We start from the raw sequence: 19,553 nt of genomic DNA, 5'->3' as shown, positions 1-19,553 counted from the left end.
CCGCTGATCCTTATGGATACACAGGTGTGTAGCCGAGGCCAAGGGTTTCCTCCCATCCCATCATCAAATTAAGGTTCTGTATTGCCTGACCTGCCGCACCTTTTACAACGTTATCTATAACGGAGACTATCGTCACCCGCCCTGTACGAGCATCTGTCGCAAATCCGATATCACAATAATTAGAGCCGCTAACTTCTTTTGTCGCTGGAATCACACCTACATCACGCACCCGCACATAGGGTCTGCCCGCATAATATTCACGATATAAATCCACAAAATCCTGCTCCGTATAATTGCCCGTCATTCCTGCATACATCGTACTCATAATACCTCGGCTCATTGGCACGAGATGTGTGGTGAACGTTACCGTTACTTTTTCTCCAGCAATCTCCGTGAGCGTCTGCTCAATTTCTGGTATATGTTGATGCTTATTGATTTTATAAGCTTTAAAGTTCTCGTTAATCTCTGCATAATGCACCATCAGGCTCGTTCCGCGTCCTGCTCCAGTAACGCCTGATTTCGCATCAATAATAATACTGTCGTGTTTAATCCAACCTGCCTGAATTGCAGGAATTAGTCCAAGAAGTGTAGCCGTAGGATAACAGCCTGGATTAGATATAAAATCAACCCCAGCCACACGCTCTCCGAATACCTCGCAAAGTCCGTATACAGCCTGTTCTAGATACTCATCAGCAGGAGCTGTATGTTTGTACCAGTGCTCATACTCTGCGCCATCCTTCAATCGGAAATCACCGGATAGATCTACGACCTTAAGTCCAACTTCCAGCAGCTGCGGCACCAGCTTTGCACTTACACCAGACGGCGTAGCCGTAAAAACCACATCCGCCCGCTCAGCCATCTGCACCGGATCAACGCCATCCAGCCTTCGGTCAATAATGCCTGTCAAATGAGGAAACCCTTCCTCTATCGCATCCCCTGCACTAGATGAGGAAATTACCGAAGTAATCTCTACTTTAGGATGACTTTGTAGTAGCCGAATCAGCTCTACGCCTCCATAACCCGTTGATCCAACAATCGCCGCCCTCAGCTTGCCTTCCACTGTCATCCCCACTTCCTGCTTATCATGAATATATTATTTAATATAATGCATACCGTCTTAGAAATATGTATTATTATACATCCCTATTAATATAAATACAACACAATATGTGAACTTTATTCATCCTAAATATAACCTCATTTAGAAAAAAAGAGAAGCGTCACCTCCCCTGTAGGAGAGATTACGCTTCTCTTTTAAATCCTTCGCCTAACACTTCATGTGCTTCGGTAATTATAACAAATGCACTTGTATCTACGGATTGGACAATCGCCTTTAGCCTTGATACTTCATTCTGACCTACCACTACCATCAGAACGGTACGTGCATCGCCAGTGTACCCGCCATGTGCGTCCAGCTTTGTCAGACCACGATCCAGATCATTTAATATCGCCGCAGATATTTCATCTGTTTTGTCCGAGATAATATAAGCAACCTTCGTATAACGGAAGCCTACCTCTATTGCATTAATGGCCTTACCTGTAACAAACAATCCGATCAGCGCATACAGCGCTTGCTCCATGCCGAGTATAAATGCAGCCAGCACAATAACTGTCCCGTCCAGCAACACAACGGAAACCGAGAAGCTGAGACCAGATATCTTTTGAATGATTTGCGCCAAAATCGTAAGTCCACCTGTTGAGCCCCGTCCGCGGAATACAACGCCAAGTCCCACCCCCACACAGATACCGCCATAAATGGAGGCTAAAAGTGGATTAGTTGTAGGTGTAGGTAAATCTTTTGTCAACAAGATAAATAGCGGCAGCACAAAGCTCCCAAGCAACGAGCGAACACCGTATTGTTTACCCAGGAAGATTACTCCGAGCACAAACAGCGGGATATTAAGTGCCCATTGCGTAAATGCCGGTTCAGCCCCGAACCAAGCTTCAGCCAATACTGAAAGACCCGATACACCACCAGAAGCTATATGATTAGGCAGAAAAAAAAGATTAAACCCCAGTGCCGTGATTAGCGAACCGATCAGAATAAGCATTGTATCCACCACATGACGGACGGGTCCATTCAGCGGAATCAGCGGGGGTTTATTACGAGAATTGATTTTTTGCATTTCATGGCGCTCCTTAAAGTGTCATCTTGCTCTACGTAAGAAGAAACGGCTATTCCATCCATATCAAAGAATGGTATCCGTTTCCCCTAAAAAAATATAAAGATAAAGTATGGAGTAACCTTATACTTTCCTATATTCCCGAAAAAATCCCTTAATCCGCCTCAACCTTGATCTGGCTACGCAAGTACCCATCAATGAATGCGTCCAGGTCTCCGTCCATTACTGCACCCACATTACCCGTTTCCACGGAAGTACGATGATCCTTGACCATGTTATACGGATGGAATACATAGGAACGAATCTGACTGCCCCAAGCGATTTCGGATTGCTCGCCGCGAATCTCATCCAATTGCTGCTGCTGCTCTTGCAGCTTGCGTTCATAGAGCTTGGAACGCAGCATTTTCATGGCTTGTTCCCGGTTCTTGATCTGTGAACGTTCGTTCTGGCAGGTTACCACTACGCCCGACGGCAAGTGAGTAATCCGTACAGCAGAGTCCGTGGTATTGATATGCTGTCCACCGGCACCACTCGCGCGATACGTATCGATCTTAAGATCCTCGGTGCGGATCTCAACTTCAACATCATCCGTAATTTCCGGAACGACATCACAGGACACAAAAGAGGTGTGCCGTCTGCCAGAAGAGTCAAACGGGGATATCCGCACCAGTCGGTGTACACCCTTTTCGGCTTTCAAATATCCGTAGACGTTGAAACCCTTGATGAGCAGTGTGACACTCTTAATCCCTGCTTCATCACCCGGTAAATAATCAAGCACTTCAACCTTAAATCCACGTTTCTCAGCCCAACGTGTGTACATACGCAGCAACATCTGTCCCCAGTCTTGGGATTCTGTTCCGCCTGCACCTGGATGAAGCTCAAGAATAGCATTTAACTTGTCGTACGGTTGGTTAAGCAGCAATTGCAGCTCGAATTCATCCACTTTACTGCCTAGGCTACGGATCGTCTCTCCGATTTCTGTTGCCAGATCCTCATCGCCCTCTTCATCCGCAAGCTCTGCCATCATCGCAGCATCATCGTATTCCTGTTGAAGCTTCTCGTATTGATCTACGGAAGATTTCACAGCGTTCATCTCAGCGATTACACTCTGCGCTTGCTCACTATTATCCCAGAATCCTGGAGCCGCCATTTTCTCTTCAAAGTTAGAAATCATCTCTTGCTTAAGATCTAAGTCAAAGAGACCCCCTAAGGTCAGTTAGTTTCTTGCCTATTTCACGCAGATCCTGCTTTACATTTGGTTCTATCATAGGTCACTTCACCTTTCAAAATTGGTTGTTACGGTCTTCGCTATTGGAAAGTTAATAATGAGTGAATGTTCAGCCATTCCGAGAAGGATTGGACTTCCGATCGCTGTTGTTTCCAGATTCCTTGAATTGATAACCGCATAGCGGTTGGAATCCCGAAACAAAGGCGAACACTCCGTTTCTCCAGTTCCAAACCTTCTCTCCATTCCACATTCACTCAAGTGCTAAAGATCCAAAAAAGCGACTGGGCCGTAAACGGGGGATACCCCCGGGCCCAGCCGCTCTTTATGGTTAGTATACCCATAGAGATCAGGGTTAAAGACTTACATCTTCAACACCTGAATATGAGCGCTACTAAACGTTTGTCTTATGCGTTTTGACCGTGGCAATTCTTGTACTTCTTGCCGCTTCCGCAAGGGCAAAGATCATTACGGCCAGTCACAGCCTCAACATGAACCGGACGTTTCTCAACAGGTTCGCTGTTTGTAGAGATCTTGTCTTCATCAATAACGGATTGACGTTCCTGATTCGCCTCGATGTGAGCCTTCATAATATAAGTAGCTACTTCTTCTTGAATCGTAGCAGTCATAGTATTAAACATCTCAAAGCCTTCGAATTGATATTCGCGAAGTGGATCCGTACCACCGTAAGCACGCAAGTGAATCCCTTGACGTAATTGATCCATTGCATCAATATGATCCATCCATTTGCTATCTACGGAACGAAGCACGATTACCTTCTCGAATTCACGTACGAGTTCTGAACCCAGACGTTCTTCACGTGCAGCATATTTCTCAAGCACACGTTCGAAAATAAACTCGATGATCTCCTCAGCTTCCTTACCCCATAGAATATCACGGGTCAAAGCACCTTCTTCAAGTAGCTTGCTGTTTACGTAATCAGCAACTTCTTGCAGTTCCCAGTTCTCAGGAATATCATCACTACAGTGTGCTAGAACGATACGCTCAATTACAGGCTTGATCATTTCAAGCACGATATCTTTAATATTATCGGACTCCAGAATCTCACGGCGTTGTTTATAAATAATTTCACGCTGTTGATTCATCACGTCATCATATTGCAATACGACTTTACGGATATCAAAGTTATTACCTTCAACACGTTTCTGAGCAGATTCTACAGCACGCGTGATCATGCGGCTCTCAATCGGCTGATCTTCCTCGAATCCGAGACGATCCATCATAGTCAGAACGTTGTCAGCACCAAAACGCTTCATGAGCTCATCGCCAAGCGACAAGTAGAATTGTGTAGAACCAGGGTCACCTTGACGACCCGCACGACCGCGCAGCTGGTTATCAATCCGGCGTGATTCATGACGCTCTGTACCAATGATATGCAGACCTCCAAGATCTGTCACACCTTCACCCAGAACGATGTCCGTACCACGTCCAGCCATATTGGTAGCAATCGTAACTGTACCTGGCTGACCTGCATGTGTAATGATTTCCGCTTCCGCAGCGTGATGCTTCGCGTTAAGCACTTGGTGTCTAACGCCTTTGCGCTTCAGCATTTCAGATACGAGCTCTGAATTCTCGATCGACACTGTACCAACCAGTACCGGCTGGTTCTTTTTGTGACGCTCTACAATTTCTTCCACAACAGCCTTGAACTTACCGTTCTCACTCTTGTAGACAACATCCGGCATATCTACACGCTGATTTGGTTTGTTCGTAGGAACTTGAAGAACTTCAAGACCATAAATCTTCTTGAACTCCTCTTCCTCAGTCTTCGCTGTACCTGTCATACCACCGAGTTTACGATACATACGGAAGTAGTTCTGGAATGTGATTGTTGCAAGAGTCATACTCTCATTCTGTACTTCGATTTCTTCCTTCGCTTCAATCGCTTGGTGCAGCCCATCGCTATACCGACGACCTGACATTAGACGTCCTGTAAATTCATCAACAATAACGACCTCACCCTCGTTTACAACGTAATCTACGTCACGACGCATAATTACATTTGCTTTTAGGGCTTGGACGATATGGTGATTCAAAGTTACATGACTGTGATCATACAAGTTCTCAATACCAAAAGCGCGCTCAGCAGTAGCCACACCTTTTTCAGTCAAGGCAACAGACTTCACCTTAATATCAACTGTGTAGTCTTCTTCAGCCTTAAGCTTTTTCACGAAACGGTCTGCTGAAAAATACAATTCTGTAGACTTCTCAGCTTGTCCGGAAATAATAAGAGGTGTACGTGCTTCATCAATAAGAATAGAGTCCACTTCATCAATAATACAGAAATACAGAGGGCGCTGAACCATTTGCTCTTTATAAAGCACCATGTTGTCACGCAAATAATCAAAACCAAATTCGTTGTTTGTGCCATACGTAATATCGCAGGCATAAGCAGCTTGTTTATCAGCATGGTCCATACCGCTTAGGTTAACCCCAACCGTCATGCCCAGGAAGTTATAGATTTGTGCCATTTGTGCGCTGTCGCGCTGAGCCAAATAGTCATTGACCGTTACTACGTGTACGCCTTTACCTAGCAAAGCATTCAAATACACTGGCAATGTACCTACTAGTGTCTTACCTTCACCAGTCTTCATCTCGGAGATTCGGCCTTCATGCAGAGCCATACCACCAATTAACTGCACATCAAAATGCCGCATACCAAGTGTCCGCTTGGAAGCTTCACGTACGGTTGCAAATGCCTCAGGAAGAATTTCTTCCAGAGTTTCGCCTTTTTCAATACGGGCACGGAATTCTGCTGTCTTAGCTTGTAACTGTTCATCAGATAGCTTTACAAATTCCGGTTCCAATCCATTAATTACATCGACTGTCTTCATGAGACGTTTAACGTCACGATCGTTGGTGTCTCCGAATATTTTCTTTACAAGTCCTAGCATGGTTAACCCCTTTCATGCAACACAGATGGTGGAACCGAGCCCATCCTCACAAAATTGAAAGGGCCATTTATAAATTCGATTCCGCTGCTTCATAAATTGTAACAGTTTGTAAGAGATGCCGCAATACAAGGTGTATCAGCCACATTTTTCAAATATAGTCGCTTATACGCACAAGAGCCCTATTCGCTGCAAGCGAATAGGGGCTCGGTTTAAATTTCTTAGGTTCTGACTAACTCTCGAGGCCCTTTATACTTAGAGCATAACTGGCATCATTGTATCTTAGCCCTGTTCAATCAGTCCATATTTACCATCATCACGTTTGTAAACTACGCTTACTTCCGAGGTGTCGATATTGGAAAACACAAAGAAATTATGTCCTACCATGTTCATTTGAAGAATTGCTTCTTCCACATCCATCGGCTTCATTGTAAAGCGTTTGTTCCGCACAACTTCTAAATCATCATAATCTTGTTCTTCTACAGCAACAGCGGTACTAGCTCCATCCACAAACAGCGTCTTCAGTCCCTCTTGACGGAACTTACGATTGATCTTCGTTTTGTGTTTGCGAATTTGACGTTCCAGCTTGTCCACAACGGCATCTATGGAAGCATACATGTCATCGCTGCGATCTTCCGCACGAAGCGTCACGCCAGCAAGCGGAATGGTTACTTCCACCGTATGAAGGCCGCGAACTACGCCAAGCGTCACAGACCCTTCAGAGGTAGGGGGTGCTTCGAAATACTTCTCAAGTTTGCTGAGCTTCTTATCAACATACTCTCTCAAAGCGTCGGTCACGTCAATTTGTTGACCTCGAATGGTGAATTGCATGGCCACTCCTCCTTTAGTTACACCTTCATTATACCAAATTGTTAAGGCTAAGTAAAAAGTAATTCCTTACAGCCCTTACAATTAGATAACAAATATTGTCGTAGTGTTCACAAATAAAACAAGTCCGGTAAGAGCAACTATTCGCCTCACCGGACCAAGAGTAAACCTGTCGTTATTATAGTACGAATTCCATTCTTATATTCCCTTATTGAAACCGTATAAGATCCATTTACTTGGTATGAATCTGAATGATTTCTACAGGTGACAATTCTGTACCTGATCCTGTAATAACGTATACCTTATAGGCGGTATTGGCTGTTAATCCAGTCAAAGTATGCGTATGTTTTACACCAGGAGCGAACGTAAGCGTGTCCGTCCATGGAGCAGTCAATGCTTTACCAGCACTATTCTGCCCTAAAGAAATTTGTGTTGCGCTAGGTGCTTTTTCATTTGCCGGCAATACTACATATCTTACCGGTGTTGGAGTGCCACCAGTCACGCCATATTTAACATACACATCTGCTGTAACTGTACCTACTTGTCCTGGTTCAAAAAGCGTAATCGAGTTTGCTGTTGCCTGAGCAGTAGTTAATCGAACTGTTGTTACAGTAGACAGATTGCCAGATGCATCCGCTGCTACGATATATGTTGCATATTCCGTCCCAGGATTCAATCCGTAAACCGAGAATGTAACCGTTGTGTTGGCTACAGTTGCAACACTACCATGTTGTTCGCTTGCAGTTCCATTGCTGATCTGTCCTTTTTCTACCTGCAATGCACTCGGTGCACTTACGTTAGCAGTATAAGGAGCTACAACATAGTACACTGAGCCAGTTACGGAAGATGTCAGGTATACATCGGCTGTTACCGAACCAACGTTACCATAGGTTGCCCCACTTACGGTTGGTGTTGTGACATTTCCGTCACCACCGTTACCGCCGCCAGATCCACCACCTGTACTACCACCTGGAGTAGCTGTTGGCGTTGGCGTAGCGGTTGGTGTCGGAGTAGCCGTTGGCGATGGGGTAGGAACTACTCCACCACCTGTACCACTACCTGGGTAATAGATGACTGAGGTGTTGATGATACCTACAGCCTCTGCACGTGTTAACGATCTCTTAGGACCGAAGGTTCCATCCGGATAACCGTTAATAATCTTCTTATCCGCTGCAGCGGCTACTGCACCTTTTGCCCATGCTGCAATTTGTGCGTTGTCTTTAAATTTGCTAGTAGTGCTATTGGTGCTCAATTTAAGTAATTTCGCAGCCATTACTGCTGCCTCTTGTCTTGTGAGCGGACTATTAGGACGGAACGTATTGTCCTCGTATCCTCCGATATAACCAGCCTCCACGGCTTTAGCCACTTCACTGTAGTTCCAGTTCGTGCTTTTCATATCTTTAAAGCTTACAGTGGCTTTTTCTTTAAAACCGAACAGGCGATTTACCAGAGTCACATACTCTCCACGTGTAATTGCCTTGTTGGGTTTAACTGTACCATCTGGGTATCCTCCAAGGTATCCACTATCTAACCATTCCTGTAGCTGAGCTTGGGCCCAGTGACCTTGAATATCCTTAGGTACGGAGGCGGCAGATACGCTGCCAAGAGATCCTAATAACATACTAACTCCTAAAACTCCGGTCATAAGACCGCGCAACTTCTTTTTCATCCTGCTAATCATCCTCCTAAAAGTTTTGATAGCGTAGGCTATATGAATCTCTTCTTGGAAGTATTGGCCTAGGCTAACATAGTGTGCGTCGAGGTAAGATAAACAGCTCAACGTAAAGCTATTACCCACATTTCGAAGAGTTCTAACATTTTCCATATTATAAATTTACAAAGTACGCTATTTTCTTTCTATTAACAGCCTTAATAGAGACTTATGAGCGCACAAAATATCCCCACAAAGTGGAGCTTAACTTCGATGCATACTCAGGTACTTTGCGGGGGCCCCAAACACAAAAAAAGGACCTTGGGAGAATTCCCAAGATCCTTGCTAGCGCTGTCTAAATTGCTAACCATCTACTTATATGTAGGTCGGCTTAGCCGTATGATTATAATTTGATTACGTTAGCTGCTTGTGGTCCGCGTGCGCCTTCAACGATATCGAACTCTACGGATTGGCCTTCATCCAAAGTCTTGAAACCGTCAGTTTGAATCGCGGAAAAGTGTACGAATACGTCGCCACCGTCTGCAGTCTCGATAAAACCATAACCTTTTTCTGCGTTAAACCATTTTACTTTACCTTCCATTGATTAAACATTCCCTTCGTCATCAGATGAACGTGAGTCTTGCTCACAAATCGACTATACCACCGTAACTTCTTCATTGTCAATTGGAAAAGTAAATGTTTACATTCAATAATTTACCACGTAAAATAGGACGTTTAATTTACCATAATCAAGAAATAGTTGAGGCGTAAGGATCAAAAAAAGAGCAGACGGTATTTAATACCCGTCTACTCCTATAGTGAAACACCGAAATAAATTATTTTCTACGATCCATTAGAAAACTATCTGGGGTATAAGCGGCCTCGTAGGCGCTGCGCTGTACCTTGGCCTGATTGCGCTTCTGCAACCAGTCTTGGGCTTCCAAACGAAGAGCGTTCATTCTATCTAAAATCACATTATCGTATTCCAGAATTCGATTAATTTCTTGTTTTTGTGCGGACGTCGACTTACAAATTTCGGCTTGTTCTGCAATGGAGTCGACAAGCTCCTGACGATCCTCGACAAAAAGCTCTAACTCCTCATAGGTAGTCTCATCGAGTCTGTCCGTAATGTCCAAGGTTAGTTCCTTCAAGTGCTGAATTAACTCATCCATGAGCACTTTCAGCCTGTCCCTGGCCTGCCGCGATTTTGGATGCTTGGAGCCAAGTTTCCCGAAGTTCAGTAAGGTAGCCGATAGCCTCTTCCGCTTTTTCTGGGCTTTTGCGGATGTTGGCTTCCACTAACAAGAAATTTGTATATTCATAAAGTGAATAAAGATTATTAGAGACCTCATAAGAGTAGTCCAATGTACTCATTAATTCACTTATAATCGTTTGAGCTTTGCCTAAATTAAGACTGGTCTTCTCGTAGTCCTGTTTGCTAAGACCATCCATCGCTGTTCTTACAAAACGAATGGCTCCATCGTAAAGCATGACTACCAACTGTGCAGGCGTTGAGGTTTTGACAGAAGATTGGCGATACTTGTCATAAGGAGATGTTATCAATAATGTCACCCTCTATTTTATAATTATCTTAGCTGGATGTGGAGAAAAGACTGTTAGACTGTGACTGTAACTTGTTCATTGCCGTTTCCATGGCTGAGAACTGCTTGTAATAGCGTGTTTCGGCATTATTTAACATAGTCAGCATTGAAGTTATACGAGTGTTGTAGAGCTTCATCTTCTTACCCATTACACTTTCTTCTTTGAAGGTACTGGTAAGGTCCATAGAGAATCTATTTGTGCCAGCTCGCTCAGAAATCTTATCAATAGCAACCGATATTTTATCAGCCATTTTATCCAATATTCCTTCTTTAGGGGCACTGGCTGGCCCTTGCAATAAATCCATGGCTAGCTGCGGATTAGCACTGATTGCGCTCTTCAGCTTACCCTCATCTTTTATTATAAGCTTACCGTTCTCCATATAATTTCCGGTTGTAATTCCTAGTGTACTGAGTGGTCCCAGCTTCTCAGTGATAATAGCGCGCATTTCGGACAATACAGATTTAATAATATCATCATTCTTAAGCAGACCGCTCTTAGCCTTTTCTGTCCAAGTCTTAATATCATCGTCTTTCAATGCAGACTTTTGTTCATCTGTCAAAGGTCTAAAATCGCGATATTTAGCTTCATCGATTTTCGCATTCAAAGATACGACCAAGCTGTTGTAATCCTCAATAAACCCTTTGATGGTCTCCACAGCTTTATCGGGATCTGTCTGCGTCTTGATAATAACTGGAATATCAGCAGAAGCTGCATCTTTTTTTGTCAACTCTTGCAACGTCAACTGAACACCATTAATAGTAAACGTATTACTGTTAACATTATCAATTTCTACATCGTTGATAGATACTTTAGCATTTACCCCATCTATGGTCTTTTTAATGGAATTATCATCTGCAGGAGTTGACTGCCTTCCATTAAAGAGCTTCATAAATCCATATGAATCTCCACCGAGATTAACGTCGCCCCCAGAATCGCCAACAAGCTTCAAGGTTCCATCTGTAGTAAAGCTTGCGTTTACTTTGGCACCCGCACCATTAATTGTACTCATAATGGTAGCAATAGAATCTGAACCTTTAACTACTAACTCCTTGCCATTGATAGTAAACTTGATGTCTTTCACATCAGCATCAACTAGGGAGGTACCGTCTCTTTTATTTATTAACTCAGTTACTGTAGTTGCAGTAGTAACGCCCGTAAGTTTATTAGATTCCACCACATTAAGATTACTCTTCGAGAACAGACCCAGCAATGTATTACTGCTTGCAGGCGTCCCCATTGTTACAATACCATCTTTACCGCTGGTCTTGGAGGCAATTGTTAGCTTGCCCGTAATTTCATCATAGCTCGCAATAGCATTTGCTTTGGAGGAAGAGTTAATCGTTGCCACTAATGTTGAAATTGAAGTCAGACCGTTAAAGATGGACTTTCCATCTTTATCTTTGAACGTTTCACCGTTAATGCTGATATCAAAGCCCTTTTTCAAATATTCAGTTCTATCAGTTTCAGACATATTGGAGAGATCAACACCATCTAGTGAAGCCAGAGACATTGTAGCGGGTTTCCCCTGTCCCAAGCCAGGGGTTTCGTACGTCGTTCTTGTTGCCAGTTGGGTAACACTGACCTTCATATCCACTCCGTTTGCTGTTGCCAAAGCTTCAGCTTTAATAGCTGTTGTATTTCCAGTAACCACAGCTTTCTGAGCGTTGAGCGCAGCATTCCCTCCGTACTTGGTGATTAATTTATTTGTCCGGAAATCGTACAGCTTGCTGTTCAATTCCCGGTATCCTTCCCTTTGCCATTGCAGGAGCTGCTTGTCTTGATTAAGTTTGTCCAGCGGCACCCTCTTGGCGGCCATCATGCTCTTAACCATACTATCGATATCCATCCCTGAAAATCCATTTACACGTGTAACCAAAACAACACCTCCTATACTAAATTTTCTCGTCTACAAGTATTCCGGCAATTTCCATCATACTAGCTACGAGATCCAGAGTCTTCTCTGGAGGGACTTCGCGAATAAGCTCACCGGTATCCTTATTAAGCACTTTGACCATAATATCATGCGTCTTCTCATGGATGCTGATCTCCAGCGTAGTCTGGGGTCCCTGTAAAGATTTCACTGCCCGTTCAATGGTACGAATGAGCTGTCCCTCCGCAACTGATACATTTACACCTTGTTTCTCTCTCAAACTCATATCCTTAGCATTCCGGATAGGAGTTTCTTGACTTGCGGATGATACCGATGCAGTACTGGACGTTGCTTCAGATACACCTTGTGCACTTGTTACGGAACTAATAGAACTAGCAGAAAGAGAAAACTGTACATTCATAAACCCCGACCTCCACCAACGCTCATTTTATACTCTTTATATCGGTTATATTTAGGGATAATTTAGGACTTAAGAAAGATAAACCCGAAAAAATCCCGGAATTCTGAAGTTTATATAATAATCATAAATGTTCATAAAAAAGAACCTCGGAAAAAATCCAAGGTCCTTTTTTTAAAACTATAGAGGTTGACTTTAAAATTAACGAAGCAATTGAAGAACGCCTTGTGGTTGTTGGTTAGCTTGAGCCAACATAGCTTGTGCAGCTTGTGCAAGGATGTTGTTCTTAGTTTGTTGCATCATTTCTTTAGCCATGTCAACGTCACGGATACGGGATTCAGCAGCAGTCAAGTTCTCGGAAGCTGTTCCCAAGTTGTTGATTGTGTGCTCCAAACGGTTTTGAACAGCACCGAGTTTAGAACGGGAGCTGGATACAGTTGCAGTAGCTTTATCCAGAATTGCGATAGCAGCAGAAGCATCTTCTTTAGTGGAGATGTTCAGAGCAGCTTCAGCATTCACATTGTTAGTTCCGTCAGTTACAGTGTTAGCCTTAGTGTAACCAGCATCGCCAGCTTTACCAGTGATACCCAGAGCAGAAGCGCGCATGTCGCCAATCGCCAAGCTCATGGATTGACCAGTGTTAGCACCGATTTGGAAAGAAGTTTCGAAGTCTTTTTGAACTCCGCCATCTTTCAAAATAATGCCGTTGCCAGCTGCGCCTTTAGCAGTTGCAGTTACAGTAAGTACACCAGTAGCATTAGTTAATGTAACTCCATCGATTTTGCTTCCCAGAGTATCAACGATTGCCTTTGCAACAGCATCACCATCAGCTGCACCGCTAATGTTCACACCTTTTGCAGAACCTTTATATTCGCCTTTAGTTGCATCATAAAACTCAATTTGCTCGCCATTGATCGTAATTCCAGTTCCAGCCAGTTTCGCTACATCTGTTGCATTAGCAAGACCTGAAAAATCTAGCGTACCAGTAGCTTGAGTGTGTGTTGTTGTTCCAACAGAAGCTAAAGCACCTGCACCAATAAGACCAGTTGTGCCGCCTGTAGTAACTTTCGCTGCGGACATATTGCCTTGTGCACCATCAAATTTCCCACCGCTTCCAACTGCAACAGCATCAATCTTAACTTTATCGGTAGCTCCACCAACTGTAAAGCTTCCTTTGAGTACATCGTTAGAATCAATAGCTTTTTGCAGTCCAGCTCTAAATGCGGTAGCAGTAGCTGCAGCTTTAGCAGCAGCATCAGCACCAGCTGTGATAGCTGCTTGGTCATCAGCAGTAAGCTTATAACTAACTTCTTGACCGTTAATTGTTAGTGAGATTTCATCGTTTGTTTTACCTTCGATTAGAGTTAGTGTCTGAGTTGCTTGAACATGATCAGTTTTACCACCACTAACAAAACCATCTTTAGCTACACCAGTACCAGTAAGGTTCGCTTGTCCGTCACCTTTAAGCAATTTTTGAGTATTGAACTCAGTAGTGTTACCGATACGGTTGATTTCGGAAGTCAATTGGTTCATTTCGTCTTGCAACGCTTGACGGTCAGAATCAGTGTTAGTTCCGTTTGCGGATTGGTTAGCCAATTCGCGTTGACGTTGAAGGATGCTGTGAGTTTCGTTCAATGCACCTTCAGCTGTTTGAATCAAAGAGATACCGTCTTGAGCGTTACGGGAAGCTTGATCCAAACCGCGGATTTGACCGCGCATTTTTTCGGAGATAGCCAGACCAGCAGCATCGTCACCTGCACGGTTGATGCGAAGACCGGAAGACAATTTCTCAATATTTTTGTTAGTGTTTGCAGTGTTAGTAGTCAGTTGGCGGTGAGTGTTCAACGCCGCGATATTGTGGTTGATAATCATTTGATATTTCCTCCCTGAAATTAAGTTAGTTCCACATCCATGTGGTAAACGCCGATCCATTAAGGTCGGCCGCCCTGCCGGGTCAGCGTCTACTACATATATCGACGGCATGCACCCAACTGTTTAGAGCATTTCGAATTTTTTTTGAAATTTCTTGGAGAAATTCTCCAAAACACAAATAAAAACCCGAGTCCGCGGTTAAGCAGTCCCAGGTTCTGGATTCTGTATACATGATATGTCAATTAATCACTCTTATTTACACCACGAAGACGATGGATCAATGCATTCAGATCTGTCTGCTGTGGAGCAACGGACTCACGGTTGGCTTCTTGAATCGATAGATAAACCTCTTTTCGAAAAATATCGACATGCTTCGGCGCGGAAATACCAACCTTTACCGTATCACCATCCACACTTAAGATCGTCAGCTCTATCTGATCTTGGATGACGATGGACTCCCCTTTTTTGCGGGAAAGTACGAGCATATCACCCACCATCCTTTCCATCGATAACCGACTGCTCTTGCAGTAGGCTATGTTTCGTATGATAAGGCGCTTTATGCAGCACGATTTGTTTACCAAAGTTCCCTACCGGATTCAATACAATAGGAGCAAGGAGGTTAATCGTAGACTGCTCAACATTTTCTTTCAAAGTAATAATACAACGGACGACCACATCCGATTTAATCTCTAACTCTTCAGCCTCATCGTCCGGCAGTTCAAATTCATAAGTTGGATAAAAAGCAAACGGATCACCCAAAAGAAAGGACAGTCCCTTACTTTTTACTGACTGTAAATACCAAAAAGGTGTCTCCGCCATCATGATCAAAGCAAAATCAGTTTCTTCATCAAAGCCAGGGATTCCTTTAGGAAAATGATATAACTGCTCCTTATCTACTTCCAGTTTGCCCCAAGATAGTGTTTCTATAATCAAGTTGTTCACTCCTCAAAAGTTTTGCTGTGCAAAACTAGCTTCTTACGAAATTGTACTACATTATATATAGCACAAAAGCTATAGAGGCGCTTTCCGGCACATCTATAGCTTATGAAGCTACAATTGAACATTCAATTCTGGTGGAATAAACTGAATCGAAGCGTATTGCTGCATATATATGTTTAACTTTCCACGGGTATATTCAATTTGCGGATTACGTCTCTCCACCTGAATATCCACCTTCGCGGCTCGAAATTCGATTTGCGGGGCTCTCGTTTCGATATGAATATCTACATTGTCATATGATGCTGGACCGCGAATCTCAGGAAACGAGTTGGGCTGGGTATCCGTGCCGTAAACTTCTGCAATTGTGTTACCAGGTCTGAAAAACTGAGCCATACGATTCCCTTGCTCGACCTTTCTAGCAATGCCCTGAAGATACAACTGCTGAATTCCAGAGTAAATCCGTCTATTCATATCGAGCATCTTCCCGCCATTATAAGCTTCCCATGCTCGAGATTGATCTACAGTAAGCTCAGGCCGAGTGGATTGAACCGTTAATTGCCCCGGAGTGGTTGTAACATTGACCTCAGCCTTTGGCTGGGTTATTGAGTATGTGCCCGGATCAGCATCAATTCCAATTACAGCAGGTGTCTGACGGATTTGCAGTATCGGCTGAAGCAACGAGAACCACCTCCGTTATCTTATAAAGTCCACAAGAGATGTTGAAATAATCTTCGCACCTACAGATAAGGAGGCATTATAGATATTCTCTTGAATCTTAGAGTTCATAATCAAACCTTCGTAGTCTGCATCTTCTGTCTTCGCTTGGAGATCGGTTAAGTTTACATTTAAATCACTAAGCCGATCCTGCATCAATTCAACACGGTTAGTCTTTGCCCCTATCTCGGAACGTGCAGACAAAATCGTCTCCATACGCGTATCGAGTACATCCAATTGACCCGATACAACCTTCAGGTCACCAGCCTTTAACCCAGCTGAAAGATTATTAATAATTGCAAACAGATTGTCAGTATCACCCGTATTACCGAATATCTCATTACCAGTCGTACTGATAGGCATACGCACGTCTTCACCTACGATAAACTGAATCTGCCCAGTATCCGTAGTAATCGGCTTAGATACATCGTATGTACCATCTGCACCTTTAACGAAATCATAAGGCTTCGTGTTGTATTGCTCACCATTAAAAATATATTTACCGTTCAGCGTACTGTTAGCAATATCCACAAGCTGTTCCTTCAGCTGCATAACCTCTGAATTGATACTATCGAGTGCGGATTGTGGATTACTACCTGTTGAGGCTTGTACGGTCAATTCTCGAATCTTTTGAACAACATCCCCCGCTTGACCTAGGACGGTATCATTATAATCTAGCCATGAAAGAGCGCTATCTACATTCTTGGTATATTGCTCATTAGATGAAAGCTCCGCCCGATAGCGCAGGGAATACGTAATCCCTACCGGATCATCGGAAGGCTTGTTGATTTTTTGTCCGCTTGAAAGCTGTAATTGTGTGTCGTTCATTGTACGTGCATTGCGGTTTAGGTTAAGCAGAAGCTGTGAATTCATCATGTTAGAGGTTACTCTCAACATACGCTATATCTCCTTTTATCTGCCGACTGTGCCGGTGGAATTAATCAATTTGTCGAGCAGTTCATCAAAAGTAGTCATAAAACGTGCTGCGGCACTATAAGCATGCTGGAACACTAGCATATTCGACATTTCTTCATCTAGCGATACTCCGCTAACAGATTGCCGACGGGAGTTAACCTGCTCTACCAGATAATCTGAGTTATCAGTTTGACGCGCTGCCTCCTGCGATTGAATACCCAATTGGCCAACCATAGAGCCTAGAAGCCCACCCACAGTATTGCTAACTTTACCGTCGGGCGTAGTGAATTTACTATCCTTCAGGTTTGTCAGCAAGAGCGCCAGGGTGTTATTTCCTTTAACGACCTGTGTGTTGCCAGCTGCATCTACAGTAGTGCGCAATGAGGTTGCGAATAAGTTAACATCTGCAGCAATTTCCGGATTCAACTTGATAGTTCCAGCGTCACCAGAGGTTACAAAGAAATCACGACCTGAGCTTCCATCCATCGCATAACCTAACTTGTGAAGTCCGTTCAGTCCTTTGACAATGGTTTTAGCGTCCTCATACATCGTTGCTCCCTTAGGCATTGCCTGACCAGCGGCCAAAGTAACTACAGTACCATCCGCTTGAGTAATCTTAGCATCATTAGTTAACATGGTACCCTCAGGAAGATTGGAACCTGCCGGTATAGTAATTTCAACGTCACCAGTAGCAATCGTACTAGCCATATCGTTAAGTTGTTTCTTGTAGTCAGTAACATAAGTATTTTTGGAGAATATCATTCCGTAAGCCTCGCCGCCCTTCAAAGTTCCAGCGGCATAAGCATTATTAAGAAATGCACTATCTACGTTTGCAGTAACTTCTCCACCCTCTACCAGTGGCTGTCCACCCAGAGAAACGTTATAACCAGCTTCTGTCTCCACGACGGTAATATTAGCAATCTTGGATAGCTTGTCTGCCATCAGATCGCGTTGATCGCGTAAATCATTCGCTTGATCGCCCATACCTTCGATCTTATAGATCGATTTATTCAGATCTGCGATAGCGGTCAGGTAGCCCTGAGCCTCTTTTGCTTTAACGTCAATATTAGTAGCTAGATCCCGATCGAGATTATCTAATTGCGTGCTCATATAATTCATGGCATCGGTCAGAGATTGTGCAGTTTGCACTACAATCTTACGAGCAGTAGGATCTTCAGGGTTCTTACTAAGGTCAGACCATGATTTCCAGAAGTTATCTAGAACTGTACGAATACCTGTATCCGATGGTTCGTTAACAATCGCTTCTAGTTTAGAGAGGGTATCTGCTTGAAGTTTCCAGTTACCAAATGCAGAATTCTCACCACGGTACTGATCATCCAGAAACATTTCCCGAATCCGATCGATAGATGAGAATTCCACCCCTGTACCCATTTGACCAGGAACGGTAGATTTATTAAATCCGTACGCTTCAATAGGTAAAGCAGCCTTCATATTTACACGTTGACGAGTATAACCCTCGGTATTCGCATTTGCGATATTGTGTCCAGTCGTATTAAGAGCTGCGGTCTGAGTAAAAAGGCTGCGTCTCGCCGTCTCTATCGAGTGAAATGTGGATGTCATGCTGCTTACTCCTCCTTATGTTCTGCTCTGACAGAACACTTCATCAGTACAATTCTAGCCTCGTGCATCAAAAATCCCCGACCGATTTACGCCATTGCCCTTATCGGACGGACGATGATAAGTGATATCCTGATTCGGTCTTCCGACCAGCAGATCCAAAGAATAATCTATAAAAGTAAGCGACTGCTCTATCAGCTTCTGATTAAGCTCATTTGCTTCTTTCAAGCGGTGCAAAGTGCCAGAAAGCTTCTGCTGAATATGCAGCAGTCGTGCCTTGTCTTCAGGGTCAAATATAAGTCTGGACAGCTCAGTTAGGTTCAGGTTCAGGTTGGAACGAATACCTACGCCTTGCAGAACGGTATATGCCGCCGCGATTCGCTGTTCCTCGAGCTGTCCAATCAGTTTCATTAACTTGGACTCACGGTTCAGGATGTCGATTAATGCATCCACCTTGTTGTCCATAATCGTCTGTTTTTTCTCAGCGGCCAGCTCCAGCATTTGATTATGCACTTCGTCCAGCCGCTCCAATAGTTCTATTAATGTCGTCAATGCCATGGATGGTTTCACCTAATTCTCGGAGGATTGCTTAAAGTAAGGGGCGAGTTTCTCTGCTAGCTTAGCTGCATCTACTTGATAGGTACCTGCGGAGACCTGTTGCTTCAAACTGTCGATCTTAAGTGCACGTTCAGCATCATTACCAGAATTCTGTGCTTGCAAGAGCTGAATTGCTTCATCAGAGATCGAAACCTCATCCTTGCGTGAACTTTTCTTCATTTGTTCCTGCCTTTGCGCATCCGCGCTGCGTTGATACGGATTCATCGCGTTAATTCGTCCGGTCTCGTTAATTTTCATAACTTCACCTTCCTTCTAATATAAAAAAGCCGATAATCTTTACTAAGTTTA

General features: G+C 43.7%; 19 protein-coding genes. All 19 read right to left on the bottom strand.

What is annotated here, in order from left to right; genetic code table 11:
• Window positions 1-10: 10 nt before the first annotated feature.
• Window positions 11-1,066, bottom strand: coding sequence for an N-acetyl-gamma-glutamyl-phosphate reductase (gene argC, locus MKX60_RS06125; RefSeq protein ID WP_445670741.1), 1,056 nt, complete (start codon window positions 1,064-1,066; stop codon window positions 11-13).
• Window positions 1,067-1,241: 175 nt separating this feature from the next.
• A complete protein-coding gene (locus tag MKX60_RS06120; protein WP_076285679.1) occupies window positions 1,242-2,126 on the bottom strand; it encodes a YitT family protein in 885 nt (294 codons plus the stop codon).
• A gap of 151 nt (window positions 2,127-2,277) precedes the next feature.
• Window positions 2,278-3,391 (bottom strand): peptide chain release factor 2 gene (gene prfB, locus MKX60_RS06115; RefSeq protein ID WP_143759238.1). Its coding sequence is split into 2 segments (ribosomal slippage): window positions 2,278-3,318 and window positions 3,320-3,391, totalling 1,113 coding nucleotides; the frame shifts between segments, so codons are not numbered across the junction.
• 364 nt (window positions 3,392-3,755) lie between these two features.
• Window positions 3,756-6,263: a preprotein translocase subunit SecA gene (secA, locus tag MKX60_RS06110; protein ID WP_076297896.1), complete on the bottom strand. Its 2,508-nt coding sequence runs from the start codon at window positions 6,261-6,263 to the stop codon at window positions 3,756-3,758.
• 279 nt (window positions 6,264-6,542) lie between these two features.
• Window positions 6,543-7,091, bottom strand: coding sequence for a ribosome hibernation-promoting factor, HPF/YfiA family (hpf, locus tag MKX60_RS06105; protein WP_042131328.1), 549 nt, complete (start codon window positions 7,089-7,091; stop codon window positions 6,543-6,545).
• A 229-nt stretch (window positions 7,092-7,320) separates the two neighbouring features.
• Window positions 7,321-8,757: an S-layer homology domain-containing protein gene (locus MKX60_RS06100; protein ID WP_341059305.1), complete on the bottom strand. Its 1,437-nt coding sequence runs from the start codon at window positions 8,755-8,757 to the stop codon at window positions 7,321-7,323.
• Window positions 8,758-9,142: 385 nt separating this feature from the next.
• Window positions 9,143-9,340, bottom strand: coding sequence for a cold shock domain-containing protein (locus MKX60_RS06095; RefSeq protein WP_019915069.1), 198 nt, complete (start codon window positions 9,338-9,340; stop codon window positions 9,143-9,145).
• A 235-nt stretch (window positions 9,341-9,575) separates the two neighbouring features.
• Entirely contained in the window at window positions 9,576-9,911 is a 336-nt protein-coding gene (locus tag MKX60_RS06090; protein ID WP_339243743.1) for a hypothetical protein, read from the bottom strand.
• On the bottom strand, window positions 9,904-10,302 hold the full coding sequence (gene fliS, locus MKX60_RS06085; protein WP_341059304.1) for a flagellar export chaperone FliS: 399 nt from the start codon (window positions 10,300-10,302) through the stop codon (window positions 9,904-9,906). The genes MKX60_RS06090 and fliS overlap by 8 nt, the downstream gene beginning before the upstream one ends.
• Window positions 10,303-10,330: 28 nt before the next feature.
• The gene (gene fliD, locus MKX60_RS06080; RefSeq protein WP_341059303.1) at window positions 10,331-12,217 is read right to left on the bottom strand and encodes a flagellar filament capping protein FliD; all 1,887 of its coding nucleotides are present in this window, start codon (window positions 12,215-12,217) and stop codon (window positions 10,331-10,333) included.
• Window positions 12,218-12,233: 16 nt separating this feature from the next.
• Window positions 12,234-12,632 carry a flagellar protein FlaG gene (locus tag MKX60_RS06075; protein WP_341059302.1) on the bottom strand — a complete coding sequence of 133 codons (399 nt, stop codon included), beginning with the start codon at window positions 12,630-12,632 and terminating at the stop codon, window positions 12,234-12,236.
• A 198-nt stretch (window positions 12,633-12,830) separates the two neighbouring features.
• Window positions 12,831-14,501, bottom strand: coding sequence for a flagellin N-terminal helical domain-containing protein (locus tag MKX60_RS06070; RefSeq protein WP_341059301.1), 1,671 nt, complete (start codon window positions 14,499-14,501; stop codon window positions 12,831-12,833).
• A gap of 242 nt (window positions 14,502-14,743) precedes the next feature.
• Window positions 14,744-14,986, bottom strand: coding sequence for a carbon storage regulator CsrA (gene csrA, locus MKX60_RS06065; protein ID WP_339248693.1), 243 nt, complete (start codon window positions 14,984-14,986; stop codon window positions 14,744-14,746).
• A 1-nt stretch (window position 14,987) separates the two neighbouring features.
• Window positions 14,988-15,443, bottom strand: coding sequence for a flagellar assembly protein FliW (fliW, locus tag MKX60_RS06060; protein WP_341059300.1), 456 nt, complete (start codon window positions 15,441-15,443; stop codon window positions 14,988-14,990).
• Between the two features lie 108 nt (window positions 15,444-15,551).
• The gene (locus MKX60_RS06055) at window positions 15,552-16,118 is read right to left on the bottom strand and encodes a DUF6470 family protein (protein ID WP_341059299.1); all 567 of its coding nucleotides are present in this window, start codon (window positions 16,116-16,118) and stop codon (window positions 15,552-15,554) included.
• A gap of 15 nt (window positions 16,119-16,133) precedes the next feature.
• The gene (gene flgL / locus MKX60_RS06050; RefSeq protein ID WP_341059297.1) at window positions 16,134-17,051 is read right to left on the bottom strand and encodes a flagellar hook-associated protein FlgL; all 918 of its coding nucleotides are present in this window, start codon (window positions 17,049-17,051) and stop codon (window positions 16,134-16,136) included.
• 15 nt (window positions 17,052-17,066) lie between these two features.
• Complete coding sequence (gene flgK / locus MKX60_RS06045; RefSeq protein WP_341059296.1) at window positions 17,067-18,650, bottom strand: flagellar hook-associated protein FlgK; 1,584 nt, start codon at window positions 18,648-18,650, stop codon at window positions 17,067-17,069.
• Window positions 18,651-18,704: 54 nt separating this feature from the next.
• Window positions 18,705-19,205, bottom strand: coding sequence for a flagellar protein FlgN (locus tag MKX60_RS06040; protein ID WP_042192416.1), 501 nt, complete (start codon window positions 19,203-19,205; stop codon window positions 18,705-18,707).
• Between the two features lie 12 nt (window positions 19,206-19,217).
• Window positions 19,218-19,502 carry a flagellar biosynthesis anti-sigma factor FlgM gene (gene flgM, locus MKX60_RS06035; protein WP_042192418.1) on the bottom strand — a complete coding sequence of 95 codons (285 nt, stop codon included), beginning with the start codon at window positions 19,500-19,502 and terminating at the stop codon, window positions 19,218-19,220.
• Between the last annotated feature and the right edge of the window lie 51 nt (window positions 19,503-19,553).

The organism is Paenibacillus sp. FSL R5-0914, assembly GCF_038004525.1.
Classification (GTDB): domain Bacteria; phylum Bacillota; class Bacilli; order Paenibacillales; family Paenibacillaceae; genus Paenibacillus_AQ.
Note: the sequence above shows the minus strand (reverse complement) of the source record. Positions and strands in the feature narration are given on the sequence as shown.

Coding starts and splice junctions, on each gene's coding strand:
- argC (WP_445670741.1), bottom strand. CDS start 1,066: ATGACAGTGGAAGGCAAGCTGAGGGCGGCGATTGTTGGATCAACGGGT.
- MKX60_RS06120 (WP_076285679.1), bottom strand. CDS start 2,126: ATGCAAAAAATCAATTCTCGTAATAAACCCCCGCTGATTCCGCTGAAT.
- secA (WP_076297896.1), bottom strand. CDS start 6,263: ATGCTAGGACTTGTAAAGAAAATATTCGGAGACACCAACGATCGTGAC.
- hpf (WP_042131328.1), bottom strand. CDS start 7,091: ATGCAATTCACCATTCGAGGTCAACAAATTGACGTGACCGACGCTTTG.
- MKX60_RS06100 (WP_341059305.1), bottom strand. CDS start 8,757: ATGAAAAAGAAGTTGCGCGGTCTTATGACCGGAGTTTTAGGAGTTAGT.
- MKX60_RS06095 (WP_019915069.1), bottom strand. CDS start 9,340: ATGGAAGGTAAAGTAAAATGGTTTAACGCAGAAAAAGGTTATGGTTTT.
- MKX60_RS06090 (WP_339243743.1), bottom strand. CDS start 9,911: ATGGATGAGTTAATTCAGCACTTGAAGGAACTAACCTTGGACATTACG.
- MKX60_RS06075 (WP_341059302.1), bottom strand. CDS start 12,632: ATGAATGTACAGTTTTCTCTTTCTGCTAGTTCTATTAGTTCCGTAACA.
- MKX60_RS06070 (WP_341059301.1), bottom strand. CDS start 14,501: ATGATTATCAACCACAATATCGCGGCGTTGAACACTCACCGCCAACTG.
- csrA (WP_339248693.1), bottom strand. CDS start 14,986: ATGCTCGTACTTTCCCGCAAAAAAGGGGAGTCCATCGTCATCCAAGAT.
- flgL (WP_341059297.1), bottom strand. CDS start 17,051: ATGTTGAGAGTAACCTCTAACATGATGAATTCACAGCTTCTGCTTAAC.
- flgK (WP_341059296.1), bottom strand. CDS start 18,650: ATGACATCCACATTTCACTCGATAGAGACGGCGAGACGCAGCCTTTTT.
- MKX60_RS06040 (WP_042192416.1), bottom strand. CDS start 19,205: ATGGCATTGACGACATTAATAGAACTATTGGAGCGGCTGGACGAAGTG.
- flgM (WP_042192418.1), bottom strand. CDS start 19,502: ATGAAAATTAACGAGACCGGACGAATTAACGCGATGAATCCGTATCAA.